At 65.0% G+C, this 19,600-nt stretch carries 10 protein-coding genes; all 10 read left to right on the top strand.

Going from position 1 to position 19,600, the window contains the following annotated elements:
* Window positions 1-31: 31 nt before the first annotated feature.
* The 10 genes from AC1DCF_RS03665 (at window position 32) to AC1DCF_RS03620 (ending at window position 19,589) form a co-directional block, all read left to right on the top strand.
* Window positions 32-1,141 (top strand): sugar ABC transporter substrate-binding protein, encoded by a 1,110-nt coding sequence (locus tag AC1DCF_RS03665; RefSeq protein WP_477209854.1) that lies wholly within the window; start codon window positions 32-34, stop codon window positions 1,139-1,141.
* Window positions 1,142-1,320: 179 nt separating this feature from the next.
* A complete protein-coding gene (locus AC1DCF_RS03660) occupies window positions 1,321-2,382 on the top strand; it encodes a sugar ABC transporter substrate-binding protein (RefSeq protein WP_477209853.1) in 1,062 nt (353 codons plus the stop codon).
* Window positions 2,383-2,505: 123 nt separating this feature from the next.
* Window positions 2,506-3,276, top strand: coding sequence for an ATP-binding cassette domain-containing protein (locus AC1DCF_RS03655; protein WP_441792199.1), 771 nt, complete (start codon window positions 2,506-2,508; stop codon window positions 3,274-3,276).
* Window positions 3,273-4,559 carry a sugar ABC transporter permease gene (locus AC1DCF_RS03650; RefSeq protein ID WP_477209852.1) on the top strand — a complete coding sequence of 429 codons (1,287 nt, stop codon included), beginning with the start codon at window positions 3,273-3,275 and terminating at the stop codon, window positions 4,557-4,559. The genes AC1DCF_RS03655 and AC1DCF_RS03650 overlap by 4 nt, the downstream gene beginning before the upstream one ends.
* Window positions 4,560-4,634: 75 nt before the next feature.
* Window positions 4,635-5,096: an RrF2 family transcriptional regulator gene (locus AC1DCF_RS03645; RefSeq protein ID WP_477209851.1), complete on the top strand. Its 462-nt coding sequence runs from the start codon at window positions 4,635-4,637 to the stop codon at window positions 5,094-5,096.
* Between the two features lie 100 nt (window positions 5,097-5,196).
* On the top strand, window positions 5,197-6,363 hold the full coding sequence (locus tag AC1DCF_RS03640) for a globin domain-containing protein (RefSeq protein ID WP_477209850.1): 1,167 nt from the start codon (window positions 5,197-5,199) through the stop codon (window positions 6,361-6,363).
* A 147-nt stretch (window positions 6,364-6,510) separates the two neighbouring features.
* Window positions 6,511-7,179, top strand: a complete 669-nt coding sequence (locus tag AC1DCF_RS03635; protein WP_477209849.1) for a TrmH family RNA methyltransferase — start codon at window positions 6,511-6,513, stop codon at window positions 7,177-7,179.
* Window positions 7,180-7,357: 178 nt separating this feature from the next.
* On the top strand, window positions 7,358-9,946 hold the full coding sequence (locus AC1DCF_RS03630; RefSeq protein ID WP_477209848.1) for a helix-turn-helix transcriptional regulator: 2,589 nt from the start codon (window positions 7,358-7,360) through the stop codon (window positions 9,944-9,946).
* A 150-nt stretch (window positions 9,947-10,096) separates the two neighbouring features.
* Window positions 10,097-11,623 (top strand): LuxR C-terminal-related transcriptional regulator, encoded by a 1,527-nt coding sequence (locus AC1DCF_RS03625; RefSeq protein WP_477209847.1) that lies wholly within the window; start codon window positions 10,097-10,099, stop codon window positions 11,621-11,623.
* Between the two features lie 379 nt (window positions 11,624-12,002).
* The gene (locus AC1DCF_RS03620; RefSeq protein WP_477209846.1) at window positions 12,003-19,589 is read left to right on the top strand and encodes a DUF5979 domain-containing protein; all 7,587 of its coding nucleotides are present in this window, start codon (window positions 12,003-12,005) and stop codon (window positions 19,587-19,589) included.
* The last annotated feature ends 11 nt before the right edge of the window (window positions 19,590-19,600 follow it).

The following is a 19,600-nucleotide window of genomic DNA, read 5'->3' as shown; positions in this document are numbered from 1 at the left end:
GCGAACCCGGCCCCGAATGGGAGGTTTCACAATGAAGATTTCCACGCGGAGAGCTGTCGTAGTGACGGCCGCCCTTCTACTCACAGCCGGCACGCTCACCGCTTGTTCGAGCGGGTCTGAAACCGCCGCCACCGGTTCGGCGTCGGCCTCGACAGCCTCGATCGGTCTCCTCTTGCCCGATTCGGTGACCGCCCGATATGAAAGTGCCGACAAGCCGTACTTTGAGGCGAAAGTTGCTTCGCTCTGCCCCGACTGCAAGGTTCTCTACGCCAATGCCGACGGCGACGCCGCGAAGCAACAGCAGCAGGCCGAGTCGATGCTGGAACAGGGTGCCAAGGTTCTCGTGCTCGACCCGTTCGACGGTGTTGCTGCGGCAGCCATCGTCGACAAGGCGAAGGCGCAGAACGTACCGGTGATCTCCTACGACCGTCTGATCGACAGCCCTGACCTCGCGTTCTTCGTCTCGTTCGACAGCGAGAAGATCGGCGAGTTGCAGGGCAAGGCCTTGGTTGACAGGTTGAAGAAGGATGGCGTTGCCCCCGGTGACGGCGGCATCCTGATGCTCAACGGTCCGCCCACCGACAACAACGCCACGTTGTTCAAGGCCGGCGCGCACAAGGTCATCGACCCGAGCGGCTACGCGATCCTCGCCGAATTCGACACACCCGGGTGGGACCCGGCCCAGGCGCAATCGTGGGTGGCCGGCCAGATCGCCCAGTTCGGCCCGCAGATCAAGGGTGTCTACGCGGCCAACGACGCAATCGCGGGTGGCGCGGTCGCCGCTTTGAAGGCCGCCGGAGTCGCCCCGATTCCACCGATGACCGGGCAAGACGCCGAGTTGGCCGGAATCCAGCGAATCCTCATTGGTGACCAGTACATGACGGTCTACAAGGCGCTGCGGCTTGAAGCGGAGAAGGCGGCCACGTTGGCCGTGGGTCTTGTCAACGGCAAGACGGTGAAGGGTGACACCACGGTGAAGGCGCCCACGAGCGGTGCCGACATTGAGTCGTTCCTGCTGGCGCCGGTTGCCGTCTTCGTCGACAACATCCAGGACACCGTTGTGAAAGACGGTTTCTACACCGCCGCCGAAATCTGCACTCCGGATTACGCGGCGGCCTGCACGGCCGCGGGCATCAAATAGCATCCTCGGCCGGTCGAGTAGCGCCCGGGATCAGGGGCCGTTACCAAATTGGCATCTGAGAATATCTCAATGATCGTTGCCCTGGTCAATTAATCGGAGCAGTATCCATTTGCCACCGTTCGACGTGGAAGGTGACCCCGCGAGGGAATTCTCTCAGCACCCCACAGGAGGGCAGAGTCTTGAAGAAGTCTCTAATAATCCCGGTTGCCGCATTCGCCAGCGTCTCACTGTTGATGCTTGCCGGTTGTTCGAATTCCGGCGGCGGCGGTGGAACCACGGCCACATCGGCGGCAGAGCGCGCATGCGTGATCCTGCCGGATGCAGCGACCTCGCCACGTTGGGAGACCCTCGACCGTCCGTCCCTCGACAAGGCCTTCACCGATGCCGGCTTCGAGGCCGACATCCAGAACGCCCAGGGCGACACGAGCAAGTATGCAACGATCGCCGACCAGCAGCTCAGCAAGGGCTGCGGCGTGATGGTGCTCGTCGACTACAACGGCGCAGCGGTCGCGGTCGCAGCCAAGGCCAAGGGTGAGGGCATCCCCGTCATCGCCTACGACCGTCCGATCGAAGGCGCCGACTACTACGTCTCCTTCGACAACGAGAAGGTCGGCGAACTTGAGGGCCAGTCGATCGTCGACGGGCTGAAGGCGGCAGGCAAGGATCCCGCCACCGCGTCGGTCGTCTACATGGGCGGAGACCCGGCTGACGGCAACGCGAAGATGTTCCACGACGGCGCCGACAAGATTATGGCGGCCGCGGGCATCAAGCCGGCGCAGGAGCCCCCGGGAGTCTGGGACGGTGACAAGTCAGCGACGAACTTCGAACAGGCACTGACCGCACTCGGCGGCAAGGTCGACGCGGTCTGGGTCGCCAACGACACCAACGCAGCGGGCGTCATCACGATCCTCGACAAGAACGGCCTCAAGGTTCCGGTCTCCGGCCAGGATGCCAGCGTCGCCGGTCTGCAGAACGTGCTGCTCGGCAAGCAGACGGCCACGGTCTACAAGCAGGTTCCTCTCGAAGCGGACGCCGCATCGAAGCTCGCCATCAGCCTGCTGAAGGGTGACAAGCCGACCGCAGACAAGAAGCTCGCCGATGGCACTCCGTATATCGCAGTGACTCCGGTGCTTGTCGGGCCGAAAGAGGTCGAGACGGTCGTCAAGAATGGTGATGCGTCGGCCTCCGAGATCTGCACCGCTGAGGTGCAGGCCGCTTGTGCACAGTACGGCGTGAAGTAGCAGCAGAACCCCCGCGGAGGGGCTTCGCTCACTGAGCGAGGCCCTTCCGGCATCCCCGTAAGTCCCCTCAAGATCACCACAGCACCTCCCTTCAGTACCCTCCCTGTCAGGAAGGAACGGCTCATGGATGCGCCGACCACCGAAGTTGCCCCGATCATCGAACTGACGGATGTCGTCAAGAGTTTCGGCCCGGTGAGCGTGCTCAAGGGGGTGAACCTCAAGGCCTACCCGGGCAAAGTCACCGCGCTTGTCGGCGACAACGGCGCCGGCAAGTCGACTCTCATCAAGGGTCTCGCCGGCGTGCAGCCGTACGACTCGGGCAACGTGCGTTTCAACGGGGAGATCGTGCACCTGCATTCGCCGCGCGAGGCCGCCAGGCTCGGCATCGAAGTGGTCTACCAAGACCTCGCCCTCTGCGACAACCTTGACATCGTGCAGAACATGTTCCTCGGTCGAGAGGAACTCAGTGCCGGCACCTTTGACGAGGGCAGGATGGAGCGCGAGGCCGCGGAGACGCTGCGCCAGCTTTCAGTGAGAACAGTACGGTCGGTGCGGCAGAAGGTTTCCTCGCTTTCCGGCGGCCAGCGTCAAACGGTCGCCATCGCGCGATCCGTGCTGAAGAAGGCCAAGGTCGTCATCCTCGACGAGCCGACCGCTGCGCTGGGCGTCGCCCAGACCGAGCAGGTGCTTGAGCTCGTCGCCCGGCTCGCCGAGCAGGATGTGGCGGTCATCCTCATCAGTCACAACCTCGCCGATGTGTTCGAGGTCGCCGATTTCATCAGCGTGCTCTACCTCGGACAGATGGTGGCATCCGTCAAGGCGGCAGACACCAACCGTGACGACATCGTGGGCTACATCACCGGCAGTAAGACCTACACGGGGGCACAATCATGAGCAACAAGGCGCCCGACACCACGCCGACCGCCGCCCTGGCGACGAAGAGCACCGCCGAACTCATCGGCAGTGGCCAAGAGGGCACGGTCGTCGATCAAGCCAAGGCCTATCTGCAGCGGGTGCGTCACGGTGACATGGGGGCGCTGCCCGCGATCGGCGGCTTCATCGTGCTCAGCGTGCTGTTCGGAATTCTGAGCCCATTCTTCTTCACCGAGCGCAACTTCGCCAATCTGCTCACCCAAGCGGCCACGCTGGTGATGCTCGGAATGGCGCTGGTCTTCGTGATCCTGCTCGGAGAGATCGACCTCTCCGCCGGTGTCACCTCCGGACTCACGATGGTGCTCTTCATCGTGCTCGTCAACGTCAACGGACTCAACTGGATGGTCGCGCTCCTCATCGCGTTGCTGGCCGGCGTCGCGATCGGTACATTCATCGGTTTCTTCGTCGCCCGTGTCGGCATTCCCTCCTTCGTCGTCACCCTGGGCCTGTTCCTCGCATTTCAGGGCCTCGAGCTCATCATCATCGGCAGTGGCGGCCTCTACCGGGTGCAGACGCCGGAGATCCTCGCGATCATGAACAGCAACATGCCGGTGTGGGCGGGCTGGGCGATGCTCGTCGTCATTCTCGGCGTCTCGCTTGCCACGTCGTTCTGGGACCGCTCGCGCCGAACCCGCGCCGGTGTGCCGAACCGCACGATTGCCCTGGTCTGGATCAAGCTCGCCGTCATCCTGGTGGTCGGTGGCACCGTCATCGCCATTCTCAGCCAGAATCGCGGCACCGGGTTCAGGGTCGTGGCGGGTGTGCCGATCGTCGTGCCGTTCACCCTGGCCATCCTCTGGGCCGGCACCTTCGTGCTCGACCGCACCCGGTTCGGCCGCTACATCTACGCGGTCGGCGGCAACGCCGAGGCGGCCAGGCGTGCGGGCGTCAAGGTGGTGCTCATCCGCTGGACGGCATTCATCGTCTGTTCGACTCTGGCGGTGGTCTCCGGACTCTTCAGCATCAGCAAAGTGGGGTCGGTGGATGCCGCAGCCGGTCGCGACATCGTGTTGAGCGGCGTCGCCGCGGCGGTTGTCGGCGGTGTCAGCCTGTTTGGCGGGCGCGGACGCCTGCTGCACGCGGCCATCGGTGCGCTGGTGATCGCGGTTATCACGAACGGTCTCGGCCTGCTGAATCTTCCGGCCGGCGTCAACTTCGTCGTCACCGGTGGCGTACTGATCCTGGCTGCGACGATCGATGCGGTTTCCCGTGTTCGTTCGGGTGGCTCGCTCACACGCACCTAAGCGGCAGCCTGTCGCCAGGGATCGGCAGGCTCCATCGCCGACCCCGTGCACAGCCGCACCATCTACTCTGGGCGGATGAAGATCAACGCGTTTTCGGATGTCTGCCTGCGGGTGGTGATGCTGTTGGCCGGGGAGCCCAGCGCCGACCTGATGACCACGGCCGTCATCGCAGAACGCGTCGGCACTCCGTACAACCACGTGAGCAAAGCGGTCATCCAGCTTCGGGAGTTGGGGCTGGTGGAATCTGTGCGGGGGCGAGCGGGAGGCGTTCGGATTAGTGCGGCCGGGCGCGGTGTCACCGCCGGCTGGTTGCTGCGCAAGCTCGACACGCGCAGCGATGTGGCGGAGTGCGAGTCGCCGCACGGCGACTGTCCGCTGCGCGACGGATGCGGCTTGCGCGGCGCTCTTCGCCGCGCCCGTGGGGCGTTCTATGCCGAGCTCGACGACGTTGTCATTGCGGCGCTCGCCCCGCGTCGGCATTCGGGCACAGTGCCGGTGAATGTGACGCTCAGATCACCCGCGGAAACCGTTCGGTAGACCGCGTAATAGGCAAATTTCTACAAGGCGTAGAATTCGGTGTAGAAATCAGCATTTCAAATGCGGATTTGACCAATTCGCCGGAAATCAAGGAGTAAGCATGCTCTCGACTCAGTCCATTCCCCTCATCGAAGCCACGCTTCCGCTGGTCGGGGAGCGCCTGCCCGCCATTGCGAAGAACTTCTACGGCCGCCTGTTCGCGGCCCACCCGGGGCTCTTTGACGGAATGTTCAGTCGATCGAACCAGGCGAATGGATCCCAGCAGCAGGCGCTCGCCGGAAGCATCGCCGCCTTCGCCGCTCACCTGGTGAAGAACCCGAACAGCGCGCCAGAGATCATGCTCTCCCGCATCGCCCACAAGCACGTCTCCCTCGATGTGCGCCCCGAGCAGTACGACGTCGTGTACCAGTACCTGTTCGAGGCCATCGCCGAGGAGCTCGCCGACGTCATCACCGCCGAGATCGCCGACGCCTGGACCGAGGTCTACTGGCTGATGGCCCATTCCCTGATCAAAATGGAGAAGGGTCTGTACGCCGGTGCAGCAAGCGATGCCGTAACGGCGCCGTGGACGGTCGTCTCCAAGGAGCCCGCCGGGAGTGACGCGGTGACCTTCACGCTCGAACCCGCCGATGATACCCCGGTGACGCCGGCGCTTCCCGGTCAATACGTGAGCGTCACGGCGGTCATGGCCGACGGCATCCGTCAGGTGCGCCAGTACTCGCTGTCGTCTGGCACCGGGTCGCGCACGCGCGTCTTCACCACGAAGCTCGACGCTGACGGCGAGGTCTCGCCCGCGCTGCACCGCGATGTACAGGTTGGCGACCAGCTTGTGCTGTCCAACCCGTGCGGCGATGTGACCCTCGGCGACGGCGACCACCCCCTCGTGCTGGCTTCGGCCAGCATCGGCTGCACCCCCAGTGCCTCGATTCTGCGCTCGCTGGCGGAGAACGATTCGAAGCGCGAGGTGCTCGTGCTGCACGCCGAGAGCACGATCGAGCGTTGGGCGCTGCGGGAGCAGATGAGCGAGGATGTCGCGCTGCTCTCGGCAGCCGAGCTTGAACTGTGGCTGGAGACTCCGTTCGACGGCTCGCGGGAGGGGTTCATGTCGCTCGACGACGTCGAGATCCCGGCGGATGCCTCGGTCTACCTGTGTGGGCCGCTCCCGTTCATGCGCAAAATCCGGGGGCAGGCGCTCGCGTCTGGAGTGCCGGCCGATCGCATCCACTACGAGATCTTCGGCCCCGATTTGTGGCTCGCCGGCGTCTGAGTCGTTTCGGTGGTCGAGCTTGTCGAGACCTCGTGATCCGTCGTTGAGACGCGGTCGCGTGATTTCGACAGGCTCAGTCGCCGAGAGGCTCACGCCGCATCGACGGATGCGACGCTCAGGCTCAGGCGGGTCGCGTACGGTTGAACGGTGACTGAGCCAGCCGTGCACCCCCCACTTGACGCCGAGCAGAACCCGACGGTCGAACTGTCGACCTACGGGGTTGGCCCGTGGCCGGGTGGGCGCGACGAATGGCCCGAAGACGCGCACTACGACCGGGAGCTGCTCGAGCGTGGTGACACCCGAAACGTGATTGACCGCTACCGCTACTGGACCATGGCCGCCATCGTCGCTGACCTCGACGAGCACCGGCATCCGTTTCACGTGGCCATCGAAAACTGGCAGCATGACATGAACATCGGCTCGATCGTGCGAAGTGCCAACGCTTTCGCGGCCGACACGGTGCACATCGTCGGGCGCAAGCGCTGGAACAAGCGCGGCGCCATGGTCACCGACCGTTACCAGCACGTCATGCACCACCCCGATGTGGCCTCGTTTCTCGCCTGGGCGCAGAGCGAGAACCTTCCGGTGATCTCCATCGACAACGTGCCCGGCTGCGTCAAGATCGAGACGTTCGAGTTTCCCGAGCGCTGTGTGCTGCTCTTCGGCCAGGAGGGCCCGGGCCTGTCGCCCGAGGCGATCGCCGCAGCGGATGCCGTCGTCGAGATCACACAGTTCGGCTCGACCCGGTCGATCAACGCGTCGGCGGCCGCTGCCGTCACCATGCACAGCTGGGTCATGCAGCACGTCACATTCTGACTCTTGTCGCCTGAGGTCTGAACCTCCACGAATGCGATAGCCTGCCAGTTGCACGCCTCATCGTCGTCGCACGATGAGGCCGATTGCCTGTCTTCAGGGGTTCGCAATCGGAGCTGGCCCGGGGAGTCGAGGACGAGTGACGCAGGTGATGAGGGTCGATCCGGAGTTCGATCGAGGTGTGTCCTCCACCCCCGTTCAGCCTTTCCCCCGGCTCACCGCTCGTCTCCTGTCGCGGCCCGCACTGTTCCGTCGACTCGATCGGTTAGCTGCGCTGACCCTCGTGAAAGCCCTGGCCGGATTCGGCAAAACCCATCTCGTCGGCTCCTGGGCGAAAGGCCTCCGGGACACCGGGGCTGTCGTCGAATGGATCGATGCGAGCGCCGAGTTGAATTCGCCGGAGATCCTGCAGCGTCACGTGCAGAGGGCGATCGATCGTGCGACCACCGATGAGGGAGCGACTGACAACGAGGGAACTGTCGTCGTGGTCATCGACAACGCTGATTGCATCGACGATCCGACTTCCATCGACCTGCTCCTGAAACTGCTCACCCGACTGCCGCGCCTCCACTTCGTGGTGTGCAGCGGCTACGCCCACCCTCTCCAGGCGGCGGCAGAACAGTTGAGCATTGACCTTCACGTTCTGACGGGTCGCGACCTGATCCTGACGCGCGACGAGCTGCCGCAATTCGTCGCATCCCGGGGACACGATTTCAGCCCTGAGCGACTCGGCGAACTACACGATCTCACCGGCGGATGGATGCAGCTGACCCGGTTGGTTCTTGACGACACATCGGCAGGGGCTGAGCAGTTCTCTGTCGGGGCCGCGGAACGGTACCTCCGCGCTTTCGTGCTTCCTCAGATCGTGAACGAACCCGGGATGTTGACGGCGTTCCGGCTCGCGGTGCCGCGAATCCTCACGCCGGCGGTTGTCAGGCTCCTCCTGGCTGGGCCGGCGGACGACATCGTGCACGGTGTCCAGCGCTCGCCGGAAAGCGTGCTCGGCACGTTCGTTCGCGTCGGTGCGCTTGAGCGTGTCGGAGGACAGACGGGCGGACGGATGTGGCGCTTCCCCGGCCTCATCCGCACGGTTTTGCTCGATGAATTTGCAACGCGCAACCCGCTTGCGGAGGCGGAAACGCACTGCCTACTCGCCCGCCACTATGCGGGGGCGGATGCCCGCTCTCTCGGCGACGCACTGACGCACGCCTGTGCCGGTCAGGACTGGGCATTCTTGAACCAAATCGTTTGCGAGCAGGCGTTTACTCTGACGTCGACCGGTTCGGCCGAGGCGATCGCTGCGTTCTCTTCTCTGCCCGACGAGGTTCTCGAACGATTCCCCAGCCTCAGCTTTGCAAGGTCCATGGTCGAGGCTCTGTGGAGAAGCTCCGACGACGACGAGGGCGGCCGCACGCTTCTGCGCAGCTACATCAGCGTGGCCGAGGGTAATCTCGCCGACCTGACGGCGTTCGACTCGGTGGCCAAACTGTGCGCCGTGGCCGTGGCCGAGGTGATTTCGCTGCGCAGCGCAGGATTCATCGATCAGGCTGGCGAGCTGGCGGGCCGCATCGCTTCCGAGCTTGCGGGCCGCCGGAATCGCGGTGAAATCGGGGATTCGTCTGAGCAGGTCGCGTGGTTCCATTTTCAATGGAGCATGACGGCGTTGTTGGCAGGAGACCTCGAGCGATCCACCCGACTCTCGTTCGAAGCGTTTGAAACAGCACGGGATGACGGCAACGACCTCGTCGCCTCAAATGCGGCCGCGCAGTTGGCACTGATTCACACGCTGGGCGGAGAGTCGACCGATGCCGAGCGGTGGTTGGAGGTGCATCGGGGTTTCGACACCAACGGAAGCGTGACCGATTACCTGATCGGGGTTCCCGCCCGGATCGCCGGGGTGCATCGCGCGTTGGACAGCCTTGACTCTGACGCCGCGATCGCCGAACTTCTGGCCGCGGGAGACGCCGCGCAAGAACTTGAAATGTGGGCGTTCATCGCCGAGGCGGCCAGCCGGCACGCTCTTCTCTTCGCCGAGCCGATTGCCATGCTGGCTCGGTTGGGACACCTCGCGGTCGTGCATGCCCGGGTGCTCGCCGGTGGCGGCCACGCGCGCCGCGCCATGGAGAGAGAGGCCATCGACCTGCTTCTCGCGATGGGGGAGCTCAATCGGGCGAGCCAACGCCTCGTCGCCGCCGAGCGCGAAGGCCGGTCGTTCGCTGTCCAGAATGCCCGGCTCCACCTCATCGCGGGCAATCACGATCAGGCGCAGAAGCTTGCGGCGTCCGGGGTCTGGGATGCAGCGATGACGGTGCGCGATCAGATCGACCTGCTGATGATCGCGGCGGTAGCGCAACTGTCGGTGGGCGATCATTCCGCTGCTGTGACATCGTTCACCCGCGCGCATGCCCTCGCCGGCCACGTGCGCACCCTGATTCCATACGCGCTGATCCCAGCAGAGGATCGTGAGGCGCTTCTGCAGCTGTCACAGATTGAGCTTTTGGCGGATGCCCGGGCCCGTGTCGCACAAATACGCACCGTCTATCCGCGTCGGGCGCAGCTGATCGTGCTCACCGGGCGCGAGGAGGCGGTGCTGGCCGAGTTGGCGAGGACTGACTCTTTTGCGGCCATCGCGACCACGCTCACGGTCTCTGTGAACACAGTGAAGAAGCAGGCGGCGAGCGTCTATTCGAAGCTCGGAGTGCATGACCGTCTTGCGGCGTTGGCCCGCGCGCATCAGCTGGGACTGTTGGATTCGACCTCTTCCGTGTAGTTTTCGCCGACCGCCCCGGCCAGGACCATGCCAGTACCAAACCGAGAACCATCTTTGACAGGACACGCGCTCCGAGCTGGCACCCGGCACGGCACTCCGGCTTGATTGAGTGGGGGTACTCTGCGGCGCCCCCGGATGGAGAAGCGAGTGGTGAGCGACAGCAGTTTCTTGGGCGAGTTAGTGGGCAAGCAGCAGTGGGATGAGATTGGACGTCTCGCCAACAGTCATCTCGTGAGAATCTCGCTGGAAGAACCGAATGCCTGGCCGGCCGCGTTCGCCGCGCTGCCCCCGGGCTGGCTGCGGCAGAATCCACGGCTGATCATTCTCCGCGCGATCCTGGAATCGCTTGAGAAGCCCTTCACTGTCATGGCGAACAACGACTACGAAGCGTTCGTCGCATGGCTCGATCAGCAGGATGAGCCGCTGGCGCGCGATGAGATTGGCAGGCACCTCGGCCCGATGCAATATGCCAGGGCGTTGGGGCACCTCGGCGACGCCGACAACGCCGCTGAGTGCATTCTGCGCGCGATCTGGAACGCAGCCGAGTACACCAATTTCGATGACTTTCTGCCGTCGATCTATATTCCTGTCGGCGCGACGAAGCTCCTCATCGGAGACACCGCTTCGGCGATCGCGATTTTCACTGAAGCCATTCGGTGGTGCGTGATCGGACGCGGGCATCCGGCGGCGCCGCACGCCCGCAACTACCTCGCATTCGCCTACGCCCTCGACGGTGACTACGCCCAGGCGCATCGTTCCGCCACCGCCGATGTCGGGCTGCGGACGAGCGCGGCGGGGTCGTTCGCGCATGCCTACGAGAGCGCCGCGATACTGGTGCCGCCGCTACTCGCATTGGGAGCGCTCGACGAACAAGCAAGTGCGACGGCGATCGCCCGGATCGATCCCCTGGTCGACGAGACTGAATTCTGGTCGGTGGCCGCTCACGCGCGCGCCCGGCACGCGCTGTACTGGGGGGACCAGGTCGCTGCCAGTGAAACGCTTGAGCGTCTGCTTGTTTCACACCGGTCCCTGAGCGGCCCCGGTTCACTCGCCGGGGCGATTCTTCGCTCTGACCTCTCTGACCTCTATCAGTCGATGGGCTCCCTCGACGCCGCCGAGCGCGCCCTGGGTCCGGCGGAGCAGCAACCCTGCCATCCGATGGTCAGTACGTCGCGATTGCGCCTGCACGCGCTCCGGGGCAATCATGAGGCCGTGCTCGACGGCATCCACGCACTCGTCGAGCGCGGCGGCTCCGGGGTGCTTCCGATGGCTGCCTGGGCGGTGATGCGCGCGAACTCGGCGCAGGCGGCGTTCAATCAGACGCACGCCGAGGAGTATTCACAGCAGGCCGCGACTCTGATCGCGCGGTACGGGGCATTCGACGCGCTGACGGAAGCCACGCCGGAGGTTCTCGGCCGGATCACTGCGCTCCTCGGCGAGGAGAGGCCGCTGGCCCGGCCCCCGTACCGGGTTGCGGAAGCTCCCGTACTGACCAAACAAGAGCTCAAAGTACTGCAGTCGTTGCGAGGCAAAGCCTCACTCAAGAAGATCTCCTCTGACCTCTATCTTTCGGTAAACACGGTCAAGACCCATCGGCGCAACCTCTACCGAAAGCTCGGTGCGCAATCTCGTGACGAGGCGCTGCAGGCAGGGCGTGAGCTCCGCTTGCTGCTCTGATCGGACCCGCCCTCACCCATCTGATGACCCCGGAGTGTTCACAACGCTCCGGGGTCATCGCTGTGTGCGGGAGGAATCTCGGAGCTCGGGTGGCTCGCTCACGTGACCCGCCAGGACGCGCGCCGCGCACTCGTGATCGCGGCTCTTCCACCCACAGGGGAGGAGAAATGGCGAAAAGGGGTTAAAGCCGGGGTGAGAAATCAAGTCCTCACAAATGAGGACACGTTCTGACTGCTTGGATCGGTCCGGGCGCTCGGGAAATCTCCTGATTTCGCGACAGCGCCCGAGTGTCGCCAGACACACGACCACCCACGCCGCACCCCGATCCAACGTGCGCGACCGGTCGCAACTCACCGCTCACTTGAAGGTCTGCTTTCTCATGTTGCTCTCACGCCCACCACTTCGCCGCACTCATGGACGCCATGTCGGCCGTGCACGCAAGCGCACCGGGATGCTGGTGACGACGCTGGCCCTGCTGATTTCGTTGTTTGCCGGCGCCGCGATCACCGCCCCCGCCGCGCTCGCTGCCGACCTCGGTGCCGGAGTACTCGGCCTCTCGAAATCCGTTGAAGGCGCGGAGCCGCGTGAACCGGGAAGCAGCTTCATTTACACGCTCAGCTTCGCGTGCGCCTCGACCACAACAGGGTGCGTGGATGCCGTCATCACTGACCCGATCCCCGAACCGTTCGTGATCGTCGGCGACCCGATCGTCGTGGGGGTCGGCAGCTACGCCGCGAGCGTCGACGGGCGCGTGGTGACCGTGCGATTCAGTGACGCAGTTCCGAACACGACTCCCGCGAGCACGGGAATCGCCGCCGGTGACACCGGCACGGTGCAGGTGCAAGTGCAGGTGCCCGCCGACCTCGACAAGAGCTGGGACGGCATCGTCGTCCCGAACTCCGCGGACATCGCGGCCACGAATGCCAAGACCGTCACCGCCTCGGCCCAGGTCACCCTCAAGGTTCCGACGGTGCTCGGTGCCCTGGTCACGAAAGACTGGGCTCCGGAGAGCACCCAGTTTCTCGCCGGCGAAATCTCCACCGTCACGCTCACCGGCCAGAACACCTCGAACATCGTCGCCTCCGCGCTGACACTCCTCGAACCCGCCGACCCCGCGGCCGCGGGCAGCGTCTTCAACTTCTATGACCTCGCCGGTCTCGGCGACGTCTCCTTTCCGGCCGGAGCCGACCTGGTCCAGGTCGTCGCGACAGTGGGTGGCATCGAACACGCTGGAACTGCCGGCGTGACGGCCGAGCTGCCCGACACCGTCGACCCCGCGGCAGTGACAGCGCTTCGTTTCGTATTCTCATCTCAGGCCGGCGCGACACTTTCAGCACGAGGGTCCGCCGGGACTGTGAAGCTGACGCTCGCGCAGCGGGCGACAAACCGCACCACGGGCGACTCGCTCGCTGCTGGCGGCCACCGCGTGAACTCGGCCGGCGGCTCCGCCACCACGGCCGAAGGGAATGCCGATGCGCCACTGGCGAGCGACACGCAGACCATCTCACCGCTGACGGTCCAGGTCGGGGTGACCAAGACATTCAGCCCCTCCGACATTGCCGCGGGGGCGACGACGGTCGCAAAGATCTCGGCGGCCAATAACTCCAGCGGGCCCTTGAACAGCCTGACCATCGCCGAACCGAATCCCGCCGGTAGCTTCTTCACTGACAGCGTGCTGTTCGGCGGTTTCGATCCCACGGCATCCGCCTGGCCGCGGGGTGCCACCGCCGGCACGGTGACGTGGCAGGTCAGCAGTGGTGCCACCCCGGCGCCGTCCTCCTTCGACGCAGCGTCAGGTTTGCCGACCACCCCCACTCTGACTGCCGGCCAGCGCGTGACTGGGTTTACCGTCGCATACACCGGCGCCATCGTGGCCGGAGCCGCCGCCTCCATCGGTGTCACCGTGAAGACCACTGCCGATGCCGGCCCGGCCGGCGCCGGCTTCCGGACCTATCCGAACGTCGTCACAGTGACCGGCTCCAATGCGGCCGGCACGGGAGACGCCCAGGCCCAGGCCGACCTCAACGTCTACTTCCCCGAGATCAAGCTCACCCTCGACAAGACGATCACCCCCACGATCGTGGTGCCGGGCGGTCGCAACCTGGTGCAACTCTCCGCGCAGACCCCTGATGGATCGAGCTCGGTGCGTCCGACCAGCATTGTCGTGACAGAACCGCAGAACCCGACGTCTGAATACTGGAACGCCTTCGATGCCGTCGCAATCGCGCCGACCTCGGTTCCGACCGGCTCCATCCTGACGATCGAATACACGACGGATGGCACGCTCTGGCACACGGTGGCGAGCGTCGACGCGACGGCGGCAGCGAAGTCCTACGCCGCGAAACTGAACGATGTTCTGCCGAACGGCACGAGCAACACCGACCTGCGCGGCCTTCGGTTCACCTTCACCGATGCCGACGGATTCGGTCAGGCGACAAATGTGAAGCCGGCCATCATCTTCTCTGCCCGCTCCACCCTGCGGGACAGCGGTGCGATCACGAACCCCGGAACCAACCCCGATCTCACGTCCTATGAGAACTGCGCATCGAGCAGCGCAACGGGCACCTGGTCCGGCAGCCCGGCCCCGCTGACCAGCAACCTCGCCACCGACTGCGCGGCCGTCGACATCCGTGCGGCCAACAGTGACCCCGGCATTGGCGCCCTGATCGCGGACAAGATCTGGGATGCGCCGGGTGTGGTCGCGGCGCAGTCCCAGACGACAATCGGAACGAACCTGATCTGGGGTGTCGAGCAAACAGGTATGTCTCGCGTCGAGGTGACCGACCCGCCGAACCCGTTGCCCGTCGTGCAGAGCGTCTACCAGGCGTTCAACCTTCACAGCATCGACCCGATCACCCCGGGCACCGACCCACTGATGAAGTGGGACCGGGTGTCGAAGGTGGAGTTGTTCGACGGCACGGCCTGGGTTGATATCACCGCCGCAGCATGCCCGGCCACCGCAACCTGTGACGGAAAGTTCCCCGGTTACCCGTTGAGCACCGCCGAGAAGAAGAGCACTCTGAGCGTGCGTCTCACCTTCGCCGAAGGCTCGAACCGCGTCGGGTCGACCAACCCGAACGCTCCGTCGGTCGGTTCCGGCGTGGCCAGTCTCGCCGAGGGCGTCTATAGCGGCACGAGCTCGACGGGCCGTGCCATCCACCTCAATTTCACCGTGCGTGACCAGGTGCGAGACACGAGTGACGGCGGCAAGAAATGGGTGACCGGCGACCGCGCGTACAACATGCGTGCCGACGACGACGCCCCGATCTCCGGCTCCGTCGACAACACCATGAGCACTCGGGCCTTCCCCGAGTCCGGACCCGCGATCACCCGTTCCGCGAACGATCATGTGTTGATCGTCGACCCGGCGATGACGGTGAACGCGAGCAAAAACGTGACGCCGAGTTCCCTGGTGATTCCACAGCCGGATGTTGCGGCATCCGCGTACCCGACGGCCACGTACACGACGACGGTCAAGAACACCTCGCCGACCAAGACCTGGCAGCTGCGGCTCAGCGACCCGAGCGACTGCACCGGAGCCGGTGACCAGAGCGTCTGCACGTTCGCGGGCTACGACCCGGCGACCAACCCCTTCGAGGAGGTCAACCTCACCGGGCTCGCCATCGGCATCCCGTCGACGTCGGGAGTGCAGGAGGAGCTGACCGTCGTCAGCCTCCTGCACCGGGCCGCCGACGGAACGCTCTCGACGACGACAGCCACCAAAGCCGAGGCCGAAGCGTTGACTGCCGCGCAGCTCGCGGACGTTGTCGGGGTGAGCGTGCTCTTCGAGGGAACCAACGCCGACGGGGCAACGGGCTCGGGCGGGTCCATCGCACAGAACGCCGAGATGACCGTCGTCATGCAGGTGAAGCTGCGCCCGACCACCCGTGCCGGCAACATCGCCCCGCAACCGGGCACTGTGACAAACCGTGTCGTCACCCGGCTTCATGACCAGGTGATCCCCGGTGGCGAGGCCGAGGCTGAGGAATCGCAACCTCTCCAGTTGGTGAACGGCAACCTCACCGTGGAAACGACGAAAACGATTCAGCCGACAAGCACGCTGCAGGCCAACCCGGTCTCGCCGATCACCGTCAACCTCAGGGCGCGGTCGACCGGAACCATCGCGCCCAAGCAACTCATCATCGAGGATTCCTCCACCACCTTCTGGAACGCATTCACGCTCTCCTCGTTCACACTCCCGACCGCACCGACCGGTGCCGACCAGGTGCGGGTTGAGGCACAGACCGGGATCGGATCTTCAGCTCTCTGGCACGGTCTCAGCCAAGCGCCGACGACGTTCGCGGACGCCGCGCTCCCGACCGGGGTCGTGGCTGCCGAGGTGACGGGCCTGCGCTACACCTACACGCGCGCTGACGGAGCGGCATTCGCGGCAAGCAATGACGCGGTCAACGTGAAACTCTCGGTCGAGCTGCGCGCGCAGTTGCGCGATGGCAGTGGACCAGTCACGTCGACGCGCGACGCCCAGCCGATGCCCGGTGAAACCGCGGCCGGCACCATCACCAACACCGAGAAGGCCACTGCCCGCTACGACGACATCGTCAGCACGGACGACGACACCAAGACCTTCACGCTGGCTGAGGGAACTGCCGCAATCGCGGTTGAAAAGACGACTCCCAGCCAGTCGAAGGGCGGCGCGGAGATCGGCTTCACCCTCAAGTTCAAGAACAAGGGAACCGGATACCTGGTGAATCCGGTTGTGGTCGATACGCTGCCGACCGACGGTTCGCTGTTGTTCGTGCCGACGGATGTTCCGGTGTACGCGACCTCCGCGAACGGAACACTCAGCACCGATCCGACCCAGATCACCCGGAGCTTCGACGAAGCGACCGGCGTGATCAGCTTCAGCTGGCCGGCCGGAGCACGGCTTGCGCCGGGCGAGACCTTCCAGATCACCCTCAAGTTGCAGCTGAAGGCCGGACTCGGAGCGGGTTTTGTCTCGACGAACACTTTCGGTGTTTCGAGCGACAACATCCTGGCCAACGGGGCCTGCACTGCACTCAACGCCGGCAATGGTCGGCCCGTCGGGCTGGCCGACAACGTCTGCACCACCTCTAACATCGTCACGGTGCTCGGGCAGCCGTCGTTCTCGACATCGAAAAAGGTCAAGGGTGCCTCGGGCGGGGCGGTCAACGTGCTGAACCCGAGTGTCGTATGCACGCCCGACAGTGACGGATTCCACCGCTACCCCTGTGCGGCGAACAGTGAAATCGGCCAGACCGATGAGTGGCGCTTGGTACTTGCCAACGGTGGCACCATCGCGGCGAAGGATCTCACGCTTGTGGATGTCTTCCCCCGCCAGGGAGACACGGGCGTGGTCGAAACCTCACCGCGCGGATCCGGCTGGGCGCCGACGTTCGGTGGCAGCCTCGGTCTCATCACCGACGGCCTCAGCACCGGAACCGGCCTTGACTGGTATGTCACCGATGCGCAGGACGTCTGCACCGACGAGATCACTCCCGGGAGCGGGTCGGGCCTCGGCGTCGGGGACTGCCAGCCGGGCGACTGGGTTCCCTCCAGCGAGGTCGACGTGTCGATTCCGGCGGCGGATGTGACGGCCGTCAAGCTCGTCTTCGACTTCAGCGGTGTTGCCGGCGGAGTTCTTCCGCCCGGTGGCACGGTGACAGTCGCGTACTCCTCGACCAACACACCGTCGACGGTCGACGGTGACGGTCGGGCACCGGTCACCGTCCCTGTCGCCCCGGTGAAGGCCTGGAACTCATTCGGTTACTACGCGAGCTACGTCTCGGGCCAGCCGCAGTCGAGTGCCGCCGAACCAGTCAAAGCCGGCGTCACGATGAGCAGTGGTCCGCTTGCGATCACCAAAGTGATCACCGGAGAATCTGACGAGTTCGCGCCCGCCGAGTTCACGGCGTCCGTGGTCTGCACCGTCGCCGGTGCGCCCGTGGACATGGGCCAGTTCGGCACGGTGGTGCTGAACACGGCCAACTCCTTCACCTCACGCATCGACGGGATCCCGACCGGTGCGAGCTGTGCGGTCACCGAAGACGGTGCCGACGGTTCGTTCGGTGAAAGCAGCCGAAGTGTCACCCCGGCGAGTGTTGTCATCGCTTCGGGAGTCGCCGCCGACCCGGTTCCTTCCGGCCAGACCGTGACGATCACCAACGACTATGCCGTCACGGCACTCACCGTGACCAAGCGTGTCGACACCCCGGCGACCCTCGGATCGTTCGGTCCATTCGACTTCAGCCTCGCCTGCCGTACCAGCGGTGGAACAGCGCTCTCGCTCGACGCGGCAGACGCGGCATTCACCCTCGCCGACGGCGAATCGCACCGGGTTGAAAACCTGCCGGTCGGCTCCGTCTGCGAGCTGACTGAGACGGATGCCGACGGTGCAGCATCCGTTCCGAACAATGTGTCGGTCACATGGGGTGGCCAGACGACGTCGGGAACATCCTCGTCCGTGACGCTCGCCGAGACGGCCGAAGAGAACGAAGCGATTGTCACCAATCATTTCGCCGGAGGCACCCTCGCCGTGACGAAGTCGGTCGACGGCGACGCCGGCGTCGAGTTCGGGTCCGGTCCGTTCGAAGTTCAGATCAGCTGCACCTACCAGGGCGAGAAGATCTACGACGAGCAGTTCGACATTCGGGGCGGCGAAACCCGCTCGCCCGACGAGGTCTTCCCGGCCGGGTCAGAATGCTCGGTTGTCGAGACCATCGACGGCGGTGCGAACGAATCCACGATCGACCACCCGACCGTGGTCATCCCGGGCCCGGTCGGCGGTCAGACACTCGGGCTCGTCTCGGTCGGTGTGACAAACACCTTCCGCGCCGGAACAGTCGAACTCACCAAGGTGCGCATCGGTGACGGGGTTGACAGCTACGGCGTCGGGCCGTTTGTCGCACAGGTCTCCTGCACCTGGCAGAAAGACGCTGAGACGCTGACGATTCCACTGCCGAACGGGGGTGTGGTCGAGCTGAACGCAGCGAACGACTACTCGGCCACCCTTGGCGGTCTGATCGAGGGCGCGCAGTGCGCGGCCATCGAGACCACCACCGGCGGCGCGACTGCCGTGAAGGTGAGCCCCTCCTCGGCGACGGTGGGGGCCGATGCACCCGCCAAGATCACCATCACCAACACGTTCGACACAGCCAGTTTGGTCGTCGACAAGGTTCGCATCGGTGCGGGCGTCGCGGAGTTCGGCGCCGGCCCATTCACCGTGGATGTCGCCTGCACATACCTCAAGGACGGCAAGGTGACCGACATCGATCTGGGCGAGAACGCCAGGTTCCGGCTCGGCGAGAAGAACGGCTGGTCGAAAACCATCGACAACCTGATCGTCGGGGCCACCTGTTCGGTCGAAGAGGCCGATCGTGGACTGGCGACTGCGTCGGAGACAGACCCGGCTGACGGCCGCGTCACGATCGTCGACGACGCCGCACCGGCATCCGTCACCATCACCAATACCTTCGATGTCGGGCACACGACCTTCGTCAAGAAGGTCGACCGGGCAGCCGCGCGCGTCGGCGATACGCTCGTCTACACGATCACCGCCACCAACGACGGGCAGATCGATGCCACAGGCCTGACGGTGACCGACGTGCTCCCGAAGGGCATGAAGCTGGTCAGTTCGCTTCCGGAGGGCACGCTCTCCGACGGCGCACTGAGCTGGACGATCGAGAGCCTTGCCGTTGGGGCGACTGCGACGTTCACCGTCACGGCGATCGTGACCGCGGCCGGCGACACCGTGAACTCGGCAACCATCACGACCCCGCCGGGCCCGTGGGCCCCGCCGACCGTGAAGAACCCGTGTTCCGAGAACCCCGACGCATCGTGCGCGGTGACGAAGGTCACGATCGTGGCCCCGGCGGCAGTGCTCGGGAACACCGGGGTGGATACGAGGGGTGCTCTGCTGCTGGCACTGTTTGCTCTCCTGATCGGTGGGCTCCTCGCCGGGACACGCGTTCGGCGCCGCCGGATGTAGGAGGCGAACAC

The sequence above is a fragment of the Leifsonia sp. 10L418 genome (assembly GCF_056395445.1).
This window is presented reverse-complemented; position numbering and strand designations above follow the sequence as displayed.

Coding starts and splice junctions, on each gene's coding strand:
- AC1DCF_RS03665 (WP_477209854.1), top strand. CDS start 32: ATGAAGATTTCCACGCGGAGAGCTGTCGTAGTGACGGCCGCCCTTCTA.
- AC1DCF_RS03655 (WP_441792199.1), top strand. CDS start 2,506: ATGGATGCGCCGACCACCGAAGTTGCCCCGATCATCGAACTGACGGAT.
- AC1DCF_RS03650 (WP_477209852.1), top strand. CDS start 3,273: ATGAGCAACAAGGCGCCCGACACCACGCCGACCGCCGCCCTGGCGACG.
- AC1DCF_RS03645 (WP_477209851.1), top strand. CDS start 4,635: ATGAAGATCAACGCGTTTTCGGATGTCTGCCTGCGGGTGGTGATGCTG.
- AC1DCF_RS03640 (WP_477209850.1), top strand. CDS start 5,197: ATGCTCTCGACTCAGTCCATTCCCCTCATCGAAGCCACGCTTCCGCTG.
- AC1DCF_RS03620 (WP_477209846.1), top strand. CDS start 12,003: ATGTTGCTCTCACGCCCACCACTTCGCCGCACTCATGGACGCCATGTC.